The sequence below is a fragment of the Arcobacter arenosus genome (genome assembly GCF_005771535.1).
Lineage (GTDB): Bacteria > Campylobacterota > Campylobacteria > Campylobacterales > Arcobacteraceae > Halarcobacter > Halarcobacter arenosus.
Map to the genome: position 1 here is coordinate 271,711 of NZ_VANU01000002.1, position 14,478 is coordinate 286,188.

Genomic DNA, 14,478 nt, shown 5'->3' on the forward strand with positions numbered 1-14,478 from the left:
GAGAAATTGAAAATGGCAAAAGTTATGTTAAGAGAGAGTGAAGGGATAATCTATTTTTATGTTGCAAAAAAAGACATGGAAGAGACAATAGAAACACTTGAATTTGATAGTGAAGAAAAATGGGGCGGAGAGTGTGAGTTATCTAATGGTGAAACATGGTGGATACAACCAGGGCCTAAAAGTTTACCAAAAGAAGAAGTTTGTAAAAAAATTGCTGACTAGTTGAATAAATATTCACATTGACTAAATAGTGAACAGTTTTTGATAATAATTCTGTTCACTTTCTTATATACTTATACTGTGTAGTAAAATCTAATTTAAATCCTAAAAGGACGTCAAATGGCATTAATGGACGACAGAGGATCATGTGAAACCTGTGTTACGACAAAAGAGTTAACAACTTTATATGATATTGCAGCGATGATTACAAATCAACATAATTTGCAAACATCAATTGAAAAATCTATGAAAATTTTGAAAAACTCTTTAAACCTTACAAATTGTTCAGTACATATCTTAGAAGATGAAGAATTAAATGTTTTTGCTTCTATTGAGATGACAACAATTCAAAAAAAACTATCTAGCTATAAAATTGGAGAAGGTGCTACTGGTATGGCGGCACAGTCAAAAGAACCTATAGTGATTGAAAATATACATAGTGATTCACTTTACTTAAATAAATCAGGGAAAAAAGACTTTAATAATCTTTCTTATGTTGCTGTACCTTTAGTTGTTGAAGATACTACTATTGGTGTATTAGGAGCAACAATTACAAAAACAACAGAAATTGGATTTGAAGATTGTGTAAGAATATTAACAATTATCGCATCACTTTTTGCCCAAGCAATCTATTCTTTTCAATTAAATGTCAACGAAAAAGAAAGATTAAAAGAACTAAAACTTTATTATAAAATGGAATGGGATTCAAAGGTTCATAATTTTGGAGATATTATCGGAGATAGTCCAAAAATGAATATGGTATTCCAAGTTATTCAAAGGATTGCGCAATCAGATGTAACTGTACTTGTTCGTGGAGAAACGGGAACAGGTAAAGAGTTAGTTGCAGCTGCAATTCATAAAAGAAGTAAAAGAAAAGAAGAACCTTTTATAAAACTAAATTGTGCGGCAATTACAGATTCTTTGCTTGAAAGTGAACTTTTTGGTCATGAAAAAGGTGCCTTTACCGATGCAAGAGAAACTAGAAAAGGTAGATTCGAACTTGCAGATGGGGGAACTTTATTTTTAGATGAAATAGGTGATATTTCTCCTTCTGCTCAAGTAAAACTATTAAGGGTTTTACAAGAGCGAGAATTTGAAAGAGTTGGGGGAAGTAAAACTATTAAAGTAAATGTTAGACTTGTTGCTGCAACCAATCGAAATTTAGAGCAAATGGTAAAAGATGGAAAGTTTAGGGAAGATTTATATTATAGATTAAATGTTATCCCTATTGATTTACCGCCACTTAGAGAAAGGGGTGATGATATTAGACAACTAGTTGAATTCTTCCTAGAAAGGGCAATTAAAAATCACAAAAAACCTGTTAGCTTATTACCTGAAGCTATGGATATATTGTGTAAATATCCTTGGCCTGGAAATGTAAGAGAATTAGAAAATACTATTGAGAGAATTGTTTTAATGGGTAGTGAAGATATGAATAAGATGGATATGCTTTTCTTACTTCCTGCACTAAATGATTTAAATCTTAAAAAAGAGTACAAAACTATTCCAATGGAGAATAAAACATTAGAAGAGATAGAAAAAGAAGCTATTGAAACAGCATTGGAGAACAATAACTTTAATCAATCTAATGCGGCAAAAGAGCTTGGAATAACACTTAGACAAATGGGTTATAAAATCAAAAAATATGGAATCTCAAATGAAATATAAAAATAAAGAGTTTTTATTAACTGATGAGTTTATAGATATTGGTTATATGGCTGAAGAGGTTGAAGCAGTCGATATAGAAGGTAATGAAATCATATTAAAAAAAGCAAGTGAAAATAGAATGATTCAAATCTTTCTATCTTTCCCTAGCTTTGGAGAGTTTAAAGAAGAGATTTTAGCTTTTGATGAATTTATGGATGAAGCACAAGTTGAAATATTTTCATATATTTTATTTAATGAAAAAATTGAACTTCCAAAATTTAAAAAACTTATTCCAATATTTGATGTAAACCAAGATTTTGCAGATATGTATGGAACAAAAATAATTAGTGGAAGTTTAGAAAATAAACTTACAAAATCATTGTTTTTAATAGGTAAAGATGGAGCAATTTATCATATTGATATGCCAGAAAATTTAGAAACACCTTTTGATATGGATAGAATCAGAATAGAACTAAATAAAGTATATCAATCTTATACAGGAGTAGGCTGTCACGGTTAACAGACTATTCCCACCAAATATCAGTTTTTTTATATTCTAAAAGTGGGATTATTTCACCCATTTTGGGATGACTAACTTTTATATCATCTTTCTTTGCTAACTTATTTATTATCTCTAAAGGCTCATTCCAAGGATGCATTGATAGTTTAAAACTACTGTTGTGAATGGGGAATAAAATATTTGCATTTAAATCTTTGAAAGCTTGAATTGTTTCTTTTGGCATCATATGAATCTCTTTCCAGCTTTCATTATAAGCTCCTGCTTCTAAAAATGCCATATCAAAAGGTCCGTATTTTTCAGCAATTTTCTTAAATCCTTCAAAATAACCTGTATCAGCACTAAAAAATATATTTGTATCTTTTGATTTAATTACCCAAGATGCCCATAAAGTATCGTTTCTATCAAATAAACCACGACCTGAAAAATGTTGGGCTGGAGTAGCTGTAATTTTTATAGTTTTATTAGTACAAGATTGCCACCAGTCAAGTTCACAAATTTTCATTGTATCTACCCCAAAATCTATTAATTGTTTTTTTATTCCAAGGGTTGTGTAGAAGTTACCTACTTTATCTTTTAGTTTTTTTATACTTGGCTCATCTAAATGGTCATAATGATTATGGGAAATAATTATAATATCTATAAATGGTAACTCTTCAATGGTAATTGGTAATTCATGAAATCTTTTTGGAGCTACAAATGGAAAAGGTGTAATTTTTTCTGAAAACACAGGGTCTGTTAAAATATATTTATTATCAAGTTTAAATAATAGTGTAGAATGAATAATTCTAATCATAGAATTATTAGGCATATTTAAAATATTTTCTTTTGTAAGTTTATTTACTGGAATAGTATTTTCTTTAGGTATTTTATTTTTTGAATCGTTAGTAATAAACTTCCATACATTTGATAAGAAAGAGGAGAAATCTGACTTATATTCTATTTGTGTATTTTTGAATTTTCCATTTTGATAATGTTCTAAATTTTCATATTGTGAATCTAAATTTTTTTGAGAACAACATCCCGCCATAATAACTCCTGTACATAAAACTATTAGTAGAAATCGCATAATTATCCTAATTTATTAGATCAACACCTGAAATCTCTTCATAAAATTTTATTAGATTATCTTGCAGGTTTATATCATCTGCCTTTGAAGAGTATTTAGTTTCTTGAAGATGATAAAAATATTTTCCATTAAATGTTAATTCTTCATTTGAAGCTAACCAAACTTGGGTCTTACTGCCATCTTCTAAACTATCAGGTGCATTGTAATTTGCCATTTTTGTTTTAACCCAACCTGGGTCAACTATGTTAAAACGAGTATCTTTTAATACTCTTGAAGCAGCTAAACCCAACATCAAAATCATTAATTTTGATGTTGAGTAATCAACTGCCTGGTCAATTTTCAACATCTCTAAATCAATATCTCCTTGAGGATGCATATTTGAACCAATATATAAAACCTGCTTTGGCTTAGAAATTAAAGCTGTTAGAACAAATGGTGCCAAAACATTCACTTTAAATATTGTTTTTTTATCCTCATTTAAAACACCAGCATTATGAATAATGGTGTCAAATCCTCCTAAAAGGTTTAGTTCATCTGCTAAGATTTTTGTTTCATCTAAATTATTTAAATCGGCTATTAATATTTTTACATCTATTTTAAAATAAGCCTTAATTTGCATAGCTCTTTGTTTATCTTTTGCATGGAAAACAACTTCATGGCCAAGGCTTACTAACTGCCTTGCCGTTTCTAAGCCAATTCCATCAGATGAACCTGTTATAAATATTTTTGACATTGTTTCTATTTAATCTAGATAGTAGCTGTATCTATAACGTATCTATATCTAGCTTTTTTATCTTCAACATTTTTCCATGCTTGAGTGATTTCACTAGCTTTAATCATTTGAATCTCTGGTAATACATCATTAGCTACACAATAATCTACCATTTCTTGAGTCTCTTTCATCCCACCAATTAATGATGCATTGAAGTTAACTCTATTAAATGCAAGTCCAATATTACTTAGTGTAAGTTCAAAACCTACTGGCATACCAACCATAGTAAAGTAACCATATGGTTTTACAACATTTGCATATGCAGCAACATTAAATTGGTAAGGAATTGTAGAAATCATATAGTCTAACTGTCCAGTATATTCTTGAAGACTTTTTAACTCATCATCAACAACAATAACCTCTTTTGCTCCAAAACCTTTGATATCTTCTACTTTGTCAGCACTTGTTGTAAAGGCATAAACCTCTGCACCTTTTGATACAGCAATTTTAACAGCCATATGACCTAGTCCACCAATTCCTGCAACTCCAACTTTGTCACCTTTTTTAATATCTGCTTTTATAAGTGGTGAATATGTTGTGATTCCTGCACATAAAAGTGGAGCAGCTTTTTCAAAACTTACACCATCAGGTAAATGTACTGCAAAGTGATCTCTTACAACAATCTCTTTTGAGTAACCACCTTGAGTGATTCTAGTAGGTTCTCTGTCATCAGGATAACCATAAGTAAACAATGTATTACTTTCATATTGTTCTTCTTCACAAGTTGTACATCCATCAACCATACAACCAACACCTGCTCTGTCTCCCACTTTAAATTTAGTAACATCTTTTCCAATAGCTGTTACTATACCAGCAATTTCATGCCCTGGAACTTGTGGATATTGTTGTTTCCCCCAGTGACCTTTTTCTTGGTGAATATCAGAGTGACAAATACTTGCTGCTTTTATCTCAATTAAAATATCATTATCACCTACTGGTCTTCTTTTAAAAGTATATGGTTTAATTTCACCAGACTCATCAAATGCTGCATAACCTTTTGTTTCTACGTAATTCATTTTATTTTCTTCCTTTGCTAATATATTTATAGGGCTTGAAGTAAGAGCTACTCCAGTCGATATAATTGCTGAGTTCTTTAAAAACTCTCTTCTCGATTGTTCTTGTTTTTTTGTTTTTTCCATGATTACTAGCCTTTTAAACTATTGTAATACTCATCCTCTACTGGTTCTAACCATTCATTTGAAGTTTTCTCTCCTGGAACTTCAACAGAGATATGGCTAAACCAACTATCTTTTTTAGCTCCATGCCAATGCTTAGTATTAGGAGGAATTATCCCAATTGAACCCTCTTTTAGTTCTTGTGGTTCTTGTCCTTCTAACACTAACCATCCTTCACCTGCTGTACAAATTAACATTTGACCACCACCACTTTTTGATAAGTGTTTATGCCAATTGTTTCTACATCCCGGTTCAAAAGTCACATTTGCTAAAAAAATTGGAGTTTCTCCTGGTTTTACTAAAAAGTTTAGAAATGAATCTCCAATAAAATATTTTGCATAATCAATATTAGGAACGCCTATTCCAAACATATTTACTTTTTCAAATTCTTCTTTATTTAAATATTTCATATTGTCCTTCTTACTTATTAATCTATTAACTTAATTTCTATAGTTCCTGACATAGAGTTTATATACTCTTTTCCAGAAACAACTTTTCCTAATTCATATAGTCCACTTGCACTTCCAAAGTCTTTGTAAAACATAACAACATCACCCCAAGGTGCATAATAAGCAAGGGTTCCTGTTACTGCATTTTTAGCTAGAGGTGTATTTGAAGTTGAAAGTTTATTTGGTGGGTAAAAGATTTTCTCATCATGGCTATAGTTTTCAACCTTTATATCTAAAGGTAGTTGAGCTAATAACTCTTTTGAAGCTTGTGAATTATTTAACTCATAAACTGTAATATTCCCATTTGATTCAACACTAATTTTCATCAATTTATCCTTTTTTAAATCATTTGCATTTAGTGAAATTGATAAAATCACCAAACTTATGATAGAAATTAATTTCTTTGTTAAGCTTTTCATCTCTTTTACTCCTTTTGTAAAAGTTCTACTAATATTATAAAACATATACAAAATCATTAGTAGAAAGATAATCCGTATTGATTGTCTAATTCTCTAAATATTTTATTTTACCTCTACAAACTCAATCTCTTCATTATCTTCAGTAGATTCATTTCTTGCAAAAAATAAAATTATAATGCAAGCAATAACAGCTAAAACTGCATAAAACAATGATACATGATAAAGATCCATATAGTGGGATAACTGCCCTGCTATAAAACTAGGGATTGCAGCCCCAGCATATGATGTAGCATAAATTAAAGATAACAATCCTGCTCTTTGATCTATGGTAACATCTTTTAAAAGGGATCTAATACTCCCTGTTAATGCTGCCCCTTGTGAGGCACCTGCTAACATACTACTTAATAAAAAGCCATAAATATTAGAATATTTCAATGAGAATACAATGCCCATTACTCCAATTGTGAAAAAAAACATTCCAATTCTTTGTGCATTTGCAGGAGTTAATTTTGCTGTCACTGGACCTCCTATAGCACTGGGTAAAAGGTAAGATGAAAACATGATTCCAATCATTAAAGTACTATGTGTGTTTAACTGGTCAACAGCAACTGAAGGCCCAAAAGCTTGATAAAAAGCTCCCATAGCCCATGTCGATACAAAGGTAACTGCTGCAATGTAAAAAAGCTTTTTGTTTTTTTGAGGTAAAGAAAATCTTGGTTTAAATGATTTTATTAAGCCAGGCTTTTTTTTAATTGTCTCAGGGCTTAGTGCAATTAAAATTGTACAAATTGCTAGAATTATTAATATAGCAATATATGATAAACTTTTAGGATATGGTGCAAATTGAACAAAAGCACCTGAAAATAAAGCTCCAATAGTTAATCCAACCATAGGTGAATTACTCACAATTGCTGCAGGTAACCATTGGGGCAAAGATGAACCATTATCAATAATATATGAGGTAAGTGAACTTGATGCTAAACCACATGCAAGTCCTAAAAGTAATCTTGCGATAATTAATGGAGTCGCACTATTAATATCAAACAATAAAGATATTGAAATTGCAGATAAGCCAAAAATTATAAAAGCAACAATTTTTCTTCCTAAATAATTTGATATTCTACCAAATATAAGTAGTGCTGTAATTGCACCTATGAAGTAAACAACTGCAGTTAAAGCTAAATCATTATAAGTCAATCCTTCATCTTGTCTATAAATATCATATAAAGGAATAGGTGTAGCAGAAGCTGCAAATACCATTAAAAATGAAAATGTTGCAGCAAAGAAGCCTATTTTAGTTTTTTTATTCATTTATAATTCCTTTTATAATCTATGTTTTGATTATAAAGAAGAATTATATTTATGAATAGAAAGATATTCCAATAAACTTGTCAGATTCTCTAAATTTATAAAGAATGACATTAAATTTAGGCTAAATATGCTCCACCACAAACAGGTAAATATGTTCCTGTAAGTTGTGAACTTTCGTCTTGGCATAATAAATAAACTGCATTTGCCACATCTTTTGGTAAAGAGATATTACCAGATGGTGTAATTGATTTAATAAACTCTTTAAACTCATCAGGAGCCTGCGCTGTTGCATCAGTTAATACTAATCCGGGAGCTACAACATTTGATGTGATTCCATTTGTTCCTAATTCTTGTGCAAGATATTTGTTAAATGAATCTACTGCACCTTTAGCACTACCATGGGCAATAAAACTAGGAAGTGGACTTTCTGAAAGAGTACTTGAAATAAATACTAATCTACCAAATTTTTTTTCAATCATTGAAGTGTTAACCGCATATTGTGCACATAAATAAGCTGCTCTCATTTCATCATTTAATTTTTGTGAAAACTCATCCCAAGTTTTCAGTACAAATGGTTTTGGAGTGAAATTCATATTTGCATTTGATACTAAAATATCAACTCCACCAAACTCAGATTTTATTTTTTCAAACATTGCTTTAATTTGAGATTCATCCCTCACATCTGCTTGAATAGTGTGAGCTTCTCCTCCTTCAAAGTTAATCTCTTTTGCTAAATCTTCAGCAACTTCGGTACTGTTTACATAATTTATAAAAACTCTATAGTTTTTAGATTGAAACTTTTTTGCAACTGCAGCACCGATACCTCTTGCTCCACCTGTAATAAGTACATTTTTCTTATTCATATTGTTCCTTTATATTTACTTGTTATTGACAAGTATATTAAGAAAAGACTTAAAGCTTGTTAAAGACAAGTATTTAATCTTAACTATGATATAATCACCTATGGAAAAACAAGAATTTATATTAAACGAATCATTTGGTTATCACTTTACTAGTATCACATTGATAATAAAAAGGATGATGGAGTCATGCCTAAAACCTTACAATTTAACCCATTTACAATTTAGTATTCTTGTTAATTTATATAAGAATAATGTTTCAACGCAGAAAGAACTTCTAAAATATACCTATGGAGATGAAGCAAGTATTACTAGACTAATTAATAGAATGGAGTCAAAAGGTTTTTTAAAAAGGGTACCTTCAATTGAGGATAAAAGAAAAAAGAAAATCATATTAACAGAAGAGGGGATAAACCTAACAGAAGAAGTTTTATCTTGTGCTAAAGAAGTTAACAATTCATTAGTTGAAGATTTAGATGAAAAAGAAAATAAACAATTACTCAATCTTCTTCAAAAAGTTCACAACTCTATAAAATCATAATATCTCACTATTTTAGTATAGTAGATATCTTTAATACTTACCTAAAATAAAGTAAGAATACTTTAAGAAAGAATAGTTAAGATTTAAAGTTAAAAACCAGTATAGAGGAAATTATTATGTCTATGAAAAATATCCCATTATCAGTTTTAGACTTAGTCCCAATAGGAGAAGGTTTTTCAATAAGCGATGCTATGAGAAACAGTACAAAACTTGCTCAAGCCGTTGAACAATTTGGATATGAAAGATATTGGATAGCAGAACATCACAATTTTATTAATATTGCAAGCGCAGCTACTTCTGTTTTATTAAGTCATATAGGAGCAAATACAAAAAAAATAAGAATTGGTTCAGGTGGGATCATGTTACCAAATCATGCACCTTTAGTTATTGCTGAACAATTTGGAACATTGGAATCTTTATATCCCAATAGAATTGACTTAGGACTTGGACGTGCTCCTGGGACAGACCAAAGAACTGCAATGGCTTTAAGAAAAGATAAAAATGATGGCTCTGATTTTCCACTTATGTTAAATCATCTACAATACTATTTATCAAATGAAGGTGGTCCAAAAGCTATAAAAGCAGTTCCTGGATATGGCCTTGAAATTCCTATCTGGCTTTTAGGTTCTAGTACTTTTAGTGCTAAACTAGCGGCACAAAAAGGTTTACCCTTTGCCTTTGCTTCACATTTTGCACCTGATTTAATGGAAGATGCAATTAAAGAATATAAAGAAAATTTTCAAGCATCAAAACAATTACAAGAGCCATATATAATCATTTGTATAAATGCAATTTGTGCTTCTACACAAGAGGAAGCTGAGTATTTAGCAACAACTGAATTACAGAAATTTTTGTATATGTACAGAGGCGAAAATAGGTTAGTTGCAAAACCAACAAATAATATGGATAGTTTATGGAAAGATTGGGAGAAAGAGGGAATTCTAAAAAAATTAAGAGAATCTATTTGGGGAACACCTGAATATATAAAAGAAAAACTTGAGTCTTTAATTGAAAGAACAGGGGCCAATGAGATTATGATAAATTCATGGATTCATGACCCAAATAAAAGAATTCACTCTTACGAACTTATTTCAAAAATTTGGGGATTATAATTATGCTATTGATTGTTCCCTTAAATACTGTGCATGAGCTTTAGGAGACATCCCAAACATTCTTGAATATTCTCTACTAAATTGAGAAGGGCTTTCATATCCAACCTCAAAGGCTACTTGTGAAGCTTCAATATTTTGATTTAAAAGCATTAATTTAGCTTCTTCAAGTCTAATCTTTTTTTGAAATTGAATAGGAGTCATCGATGTAATTGTTTTAAAATTATCATATAAAGAGGATTCACTCATATCAATAAATCTTGCCAACTCTTTAACATTTAGTTTTTCATTAAAATTCTCTTTTATTTTGGAAATCACTTTTACAATTTTATTAGATATTGTTCCCTCCATCGCAAATTTATTTAAGAAGTATCCACTTTCATCTTTTATAAGAATAAAAAGAATCTCTTTTATAATCATGGGAGAAAGAAAATTAATCTCTTCATCTGATTTTTCAAGAAGTTTAACTAGTCTTACAACAGGGTCATAAATTCTTTCATTTAAATCATCAAAGAATAAACCTTTTTCAGTTTTTCTTGATAAATTAAATCTACTTGTATCAAGGTTTTTTAATACTTCATAAATCTCTTCAAGGGAAAATCTAATTCTTAACGATACATAGGGGGTTTCTTTAGTTGCATTTTCTATTTTTACTTTAGCAAAAAGGTTGGATGCTGATAAAAGATATTTTTGAGTATCATAACCCAAAGGCTCTTTCCCAAAATCAATCGCTTTGCTCCCTTGCAAGATAATACAAAGTGAGGGTTCATATGCAGTTGTATTAAACTGTGTTTCATCTTGAGCAAAATAAAAATCTAGTGCAGGGATTTGTGTTTGTAAACTGCCTTCTAAATCTAAAGAATACTTGTTTTCTAGGACACTTAGAAGTTCTTTTCTACTTCTTTCAATAAAATCTTTCATCTTTAACCTCTTAATTTTTATGAAAAAAATTATACAGTAGTTTTTCCTTTCTCGATATAAAAAAACTACTTTATTATTGCACAATACTCCAAATATAAGAATAATTTTCTATTTGTAGTATTTGACAATGATTTTGCAATATTGTTCTACCAAAAAAAGAAATGCCTATATTATAATTTTTTGAGAAGCTTTAATATTTATTAGGTGTTTTTTAATTTAAAAATATTATGAAAAAGGATTATTATGAAAAAAATTGGATTAATTAGTGTATTAACTGCAATCTTGGTTTCTCAAATACAAGGAAGTGAAACTAAAAATACTCAAGTTATTACAAAACTTGAAGATAGGAAATCAATTGTTGTAAGTAAAACAGATTTTAAAAAATACTTTTCTGGTGGAGAGGTTAGAATTGATCCGGTTTATCCAAAGGGAAATGCAAAAACTCACTCAGGAGCATATGTAACTTTTGAACCAGGTGCTAGATCTAATTGGCATACACATCCAGCAGGACAACATATTATCGTAACAAAAGGTGTTGGTTATACACAAACTTGGGATGGTAAAAAAGAGATTGTAAAAGAGGGTGATGTAGTATGGTGTCCAATTGGTGTAAAACACTGGCATGGAGCATCAAAAGATATCGCTATGACTCACTTAGTAATTACGGGTGCCGTTGAAGAAACAGGAAAAAATGTAGAATGGCTTGAACCTGTAACTGATGAACAATACCATAGTCACTAATAAGGAGTAACATATGTATAAAAAAATACTTACTTTTTCACTATTTTTGAGCTTGTTTTTTACAAACTCATTATTTGCAAATAAGGATATAAAGATGTTAGATGAACAACAAAATATTATTACAATATCAGCATTTACTGCAACTGGTGAACTTGATAGATTAGAAAATGCATTAAATGAAGGATTAGACTCTGGGTTAACAATAAATGAAATAAAAGAGATATTTGCTCATTTGTATGCTTACGTAGGTTTTCCTAGAAGTTTAAATGCCCAAAATCTATTTATGAAAGTAGTTGAAAACAGAAAAAAAACTGGTAAAGAAGATATTGAAGGTAAAAAGGCAAGTCCAAAACCTGAAGGGTATGATTCAATTGAATATGGTAAAAAAATTAGAGCAAAACTTGCTGGATCAAAAGAGGATTATACAGGTGCCCCTTACCAAGTATTTTCTCCTGTAATTGATGAATATCTATTAGGGCATTTATTCGGTGACATTTTTGTTAGAGATGTACTTGATCATAAAACTAGAGAACTTGTAACAATATCTGCACTAGCTTCTTTAACAGGTACTCAAGGACAATTAAATTTTCATTTTAAAGCCTCAATGAATACTGGACTTACAAAAGAACAATTAAAAGATTTTATTAAAGTTATAGATACAAAAGTTGATAGTAAACAAGCAAAACTATCAAGTGAAACTTTAGAAAAAGTACTAAACTAGTTTTTTTCTAATTTTTACTCTTCTAACCATGAGCTTAAAGCTCTTGGTTTTCCAAGATAATAACCTTGTCCATAAGTTACACCAATTTTTCTTAACTCTTCAACATCTTCTTTTGTTTCAACATATTCTGCAACTGTTTCTTGATTTTTTAAACTTGCTATTTCTTGAATATATTTTATGACAGCTTTATCAGTTGGGTCATTATGCATATCTTTTACAAAACTTCCATCAATTTTAACAACATCAAAAGGCATACTTTTTAGATATTCAAAGGAAGCCATACCTGTACCAAAGTCATCTAAAGCTAGTCCTATTTTTTTTGATTTTAAATATGAAATAAATTCATTTGCCATATTAAAACTTCCAATAGCAGAACTCTCTGTAATCTCTAATTCTAATTTCTCCCATGGAAAGTCAAAATATTCAATTGCCTCTTTTACCTTTGCTTGGAAGTCTGGATTATTTAAACTTGAACCTGCTAAGTTTATGTGCGCACTATGAAGTTTATTAATATGTTTTTTATTTTTAGTAACTGTTTCAAGGTATGTCCAAAGCACATATGAATCAATGGCACTCATAAGTTGGTATCTTTCAGCAGCACCTAAAAACTTATCAGGAGATATGAAATTATTATCTTTATCCCACATACGAATAAGTATCTCATAGCCTATTTTATCACTTTCATATTGTAAGGGAACAATATCTTGTGCAAAAAGTTCAAATCTTGCTGGACCATTACCTAAAGCCTCTTTTATCCTTTTTGCCGTATCAATCTCTATTGAAACTTGTTTTGTTTTTTCGTCACTTTTATCATAGATATGGGATTTATTTCTCCCTTTTTGTTTAGCTGTGTAAAGGGAAACTGTTACTGCTTTTAATAATTCATTTAATGTAAATTCAAAGGCTTTAAAATGAACTAAGGCAATACTTGCACTAACACTATGGGTTTCATTATTATGGGAAAATCTAAAATCGCTTAATGCTTCAAGACTTTTTTGTAAAAACTGTTTCCCAAACTCTTTGGAACTATTTTTTAATAAAACTGAAAAACTATCTCCATCGATTCTTCCAAAAAGTGCATCTTTAGGAAGTATTTGTTTATAATGATTTACAAGCATTTTAAGTAAATTATCACCTGCTTCATTACCAACAGAATCATTTATCAATTTAAATTGGTCTAAATCAATCAAAAAAGCATTATTTCCTTTTGTATTATTAGCATCTTTTAAAGTTTCTTCTATGGTTTTATCCATATAAAACCTATTATAAATACCTGTTAATTGGTCGTGATTTGCTTGAAATTGTAGTTTTTTAGAAGCACATGAGATTTGTTCCATTTGAGTATTAAAACCTTGAAATATATCTTTTATTTCATTGCTAGCATTTGTTTTTATATATTTAATATTATCTTTAGTTGGGTCACTTTTTTTCATAGCTTCTAAAAGATTTAAAAATGGTTTGGTATAGGATTTACTAAAAAATATAGCTAAGAAACTTCCAAAAATTAGGGCAAAGGGAAATATTACCAGAATAGTATTTGTTATTTGTTCTTGTCTCATTTTAAAGCTTGTTAAATCAACATCTAAAATGGTATATCCAAAATTGTAATTATCAACTACTAAATTGTTTTTTATATATAATGAATCTTGGGTAAAAAAAGTATTTGAATCTTTTAAATATTTTTTTGTACTCTCTTTGTCAATAGTTCCATATTTATAAATTGCATTGTTTGCTTCATCAAATACCAACATAGATTTTATATTTTGAAAAGCTTTTAGTCTAAAACTAATATCAGAAAGCAAATCTGCACTAGGGTTTAAAATATATTTTACAAAGTCATTATTTAAAGATTTTGTAATCGCTTTTGCTTCAATTATTGCATTTTTATTATTCTCTTCTTTTTGAATTTTTAATACAAAAAACATTGTTGCAACTTCAACGGCAACAACAACTAAAGAGATGATGATTATTAATTGAATTTTTATACTAAACTTATTCCACATTATT

General features: G+C 29.7%; 16 protein-coding genes. 7 read left to right on the forward strand and 9 right to left on the reverse strand.

All coding sequences use genetic code 11. The annotated features are described in order from the left end of the window. The first annotated feature begins 12 nt into the window (after nt 1–12). The 3 genes from nifT (at nt 13) to FDK22_RS05840 (ending at nt 2,386) form a co-directional block, all read left to right on the forward strand. Entirely contained in the window at nt 13–222 is a 210-nt protein-coding gene (nifT, locus tag FDK22_RS05830; RefSeq protein WP_138151972.1) for a putative nitrogen fixation protein NifT, read from the forward strand. Nucleotides 223–339: 117 nt separating this feature from the next. Continuing rightward, nucleotides 340–1,887, forward strand: a complete 1,548-nt coding sequence (locus FDK22_RS05835; RefSeq protein ID WP_138151973.1) for a sigma-54-dependent Fis family transcriptional regulator — start codon at nt 340–342, stop codon at nt 1,885–1,887. Beyond that, entirely contained in the window at nt 1,877–2,386 is a 510-nt protein-coding gene (locus FDK22_RS05840) for a hypothetical protein (protein WP_138151974.1), read from the forward strand. The genes FDK22_RS05835 and FDK22_RS05840 overlap by 11 nt, the downstream gene beginning before the upstream one ends. A gap of 4 nt (nt 2,387–2,390) precedes the next feature. On the opposite strand, the gene FDK22_RS05845 is transcribed toward FDK22_RS05840, so the two are convergent. From FDK22_RS05845 to FDK22_RS05875, 7 genes are all read right to left on the reverse strand, one after another. Then, nucleotides 2,391–3,452, reverse strand: coding sequence for an MBL fold metallo-hydrolase (locus FDK22_RS05845; protein ID WP_138151975.1), 1,062 nt, complete (start codon nt 3,450–3,452; stop codon nt 2,391–2,393). 7 nt (nt 3,453–3,459) lie between these two features. Continuing rightward, complete coding sequence (locus FDK22_RS05850; RefSeq protein WP_138151976.1) at nt 3,460–4,185, reverse strand: SDR family NAD(P)-dependent oxidoreductase; 726 nt, start codon at nt 4,183–4,185, stop codon at nt 3,460–3,462. A 14-nt stretch (nt 4,186–4,199) separates the two neighbouring features. Then, nucleotides 4,200–5,363: an NAD(P)-dependent alcohol dehydrogenase gene (locus FDK22_RS05855; RefSeq protein WP_138151977.1), complete on the reverse strand. Its 1,164-nt coding sequence runs from the start codon at nt 5,361–5,363 to the stop codon at nt 4,200–4,202. Nucleotides 5,364–5,368: 5 nt separating this feature from the next. Beyond that, entirely contained in the window at nt 5,369–5,809 is a 441-nt protein-coding gene (locus tag FDK22_RS05860; RefSeq protein WP_138151978.1) for a cupin domain-containing protein, read from the reverse strand. 17 nt (nt 5,810–5,826) lie between these two features. Continuing rightward, nucleotides 5,827–6,267, reverse strand: coding sequence for a cyclophilin-like fold protein (locus FDK22_RS05865; protein WP_212744984.1), 441 nt, complete (start codon nt 6,265–6,267; stop codon nt 5,827–5,829). A 102-nt stretch (nt 6,268–6,369) separates the two neighbouring features. Further along, the gene (locus FDK22_RS05870; RefSeq protein WP_138151979.1) at nt 6,370–7,578 is read right to left on the reverse strand and encodes an MFS transporter; all 1,209 of its coding nucleotides are present in this window, start codon (nt 7,576–7,578) and stop codon (nt 6,370–6,372) included. A gap of 116 nt (nt 7,579–7,694) precedes the next feature. After that, nucleotides 7,695–8,441, reverse strand: a complete 747-nt coding sequence (locus FDK22_RS05875) for an SDR family oxidoreductase (protein ID WP_138151980.1) — start codon at nt 8,439–8,441, stop codon at nt 7,695–7,697. 100 nt (nt 8,442–8,541) lie between these two features. Here FDK22_RS05875 and FDK22_RS05880 point away from each other — a divergent pair, with 100 nt between their 5' ends. Together FDK22_RS05880 and FDK22_RS05885 are read left to right on the forward strand one after the other, a co-directional pair. After that, the gene (locus FDK22_RS05880) at nt 8,542–8,979 is read left to right on the forward strand and encodes a MarR family winged helix-turn-helix transcriptional regulator (protein WP_138151981.1); all 438 of its coding nucleotides are present in this window, start codon (nt 8,542–8,544) and stop codon (nt 8,977–8,979) included. A 116-nt stretch (nt 8,980–9,095) separates the two neighbouring features. Further along, a complete protein-coding gene (locus tag FDK22_RS05885; RefSeq protein ID WP_138151982.1) occupies nt 9,096–10,091 on the forward strand; it encodes an LLM class flavin-dependent oxidoreductase in 996 nt (331 codons plus the stop codon). Here the strand turns inward: FDK22_RS05885 and FDK22_RS05890 are convergent, their stop codons facing one another. Next, nucleotides 10,092–11,009 (reverse strand): AraC family transcriptional regulator, encoded by a 918-nt coding sequence (locus FDK22_RS05890; protein ID WP_138151983.1) that lies wholly within the window; start codon nt 11,007–11,009, stop codon nt 10,092–10,094. 243 nt (nt 11,010–11,252) lie between these two features. Between FDK22_RS05890 and FDK22_RS05895 the strand changes: the two genes are divergently transcribed. Together FDK22_RS05895 and FDK22_RS05900 are read left to right on the forward strand one after the other, a co-directional pair. Next, a complete protein-coding gene (locus FDK22_RS05895; protein WP_138151984.1) occupies nt 11,253–11,750 on the forward strand; it encodes a (R)-mandelonitrile lyase in 498 nt (165 codons plus the stop codon). Between the two features lie 94 nt (nt 11,751–11,844). Next, complete coding sequence (locus FDK22_RS05900; protein ID WP_212744985.1) at nt 11,845–12,471, forward strand: carboxymuconolactone decarboxylase family protein; 627 nt, start codon at nt 11,845–11,847, stop codon at nt 12,469–12,471. Nucleotides 12,472–12,485: 14 nt separating this feature from the next. Here FDK22_RS05900 and FDK22_RS05905 read toward each other — a convergent pair whose 3' ends face one another. Continuing rightward, nucleotides 12,486–14,474, reverse strand: a complete 1,989-nt coding sequence (locus tag FDK22_RS05905) for an EAL domain-containing protein (RefSeq protein ID WP_138151986.1) — start codon at nt 14,472–14,474, stop codon at nt 12,486–12,488. Between the last annotated feature and the right edge of the window lie 4 nt (nt 14,475–14,478).

Coding starts and splice junctions, on each gene's coding strand:
- nifT (WP_138151972.1), top strand. CDS start 13: ATGGCAAAAGTTATGTTAAGAGAGAGTGAAGGGATAATCTATTTTTAT.
- FDK22_RS05835 (WP_138151973.1), top strand. CDS start 340: ATGGCATTAATGGACGACAGAGGATCATGTGAAACCTGTGTTACGACA.
- FDK22_RS05840 (WP_138151974.1), top strand. CDS start 1,877: ATGAAATATAAAAATAAAGAGTTTTTATTAACTGATGAGTTTATAGAT.
- FDK22_RS05845 (WP_138151975.1), bottom strand. CDS start 3,452: ATGCGATTTCTACTAATAGTTTTATGTACAGGAGTTATTATGGCGGGA.
- FDK22_RS05850 (WP_138151976.1), bottom strand. CDS start 4,185: ATGTCAAAAATATTTATAACAGGTTCATCTGATGGAATTGGCTTAGAA.
- FDK22_RS05855 (WP_138151977.1), bottom strand. CDS start 5,363: ATGGAAAAAACAAAAAAACAAGAACAATCGAGAAGAGAGTTTTTAAAG.
- FDK22_RS05860 (WP_138151978.1), bottom strand. CDS start 5,809: ATGAAATATTTAAATAAAGAAGAATTTGAAAAAGTAAATATGTTTGGA.
- FDK22_RS05865 (WP_212744984.1), bottom strand. CDS start 6,267: ATGAAAAGCTTAACAAAGAAATTAATTTCTATCATAAGTTTGGTGATT.
- FDK22_RS05870 (WP_138151979.1), bottom strand. CDS start 7,578: ATGAATAAAAAAACTAAAATAGGCTTCTTTGCTGCAACATTTTCATTT.
- FDK22_RS05875 (WP_138151980.1), bottom strand. CDS start 8,441: ATGAATAAGAAAAATGTACTTATTACAGGTGGAGCAAGAGGTATCGGT.
- FDK22_RS05880 (WP_138151981.1), top strand. CDS start 8,542: ATGGAAAAACAAGAATTTATATTAAACGAATCATTTGGTTATCACTTT.
- FDK22_RS05885 (WP_138151982.1), top strand. CDS start 9,096: ATGTCTATGAAAAATATCCCATTATCAGTTTTAGACTTAGTCCCAATA.
- FDK22_RS05890 (WP_138151983.1), bottom strand. CDS start 11,009: ATGAAAGATTTTATTGAAAGAAGTAGAAAAGAACTTCTAAGTGTCCTA.
- FDK22_RS05895 (WP_138151984.1), top strand. CDS start 11,253: ATGAAAAAAATTGGATTAATTAGTGTATTAACTGCAATCTTGGTTTCT.
- FDK22_RS05900 (WP_212744985.1), top strand. CDS start 11,845: ATGTTAGATGAACAACAAAATATTATTACAATATCAGCATTTACTGCA.
- FDK22_RS05905 (WP_138151986.1), bottom strand. CDS start 14,474: ATGTGGAATAAGTTTAGTATAAAAATTCAATTAATAATCATCATCTCT.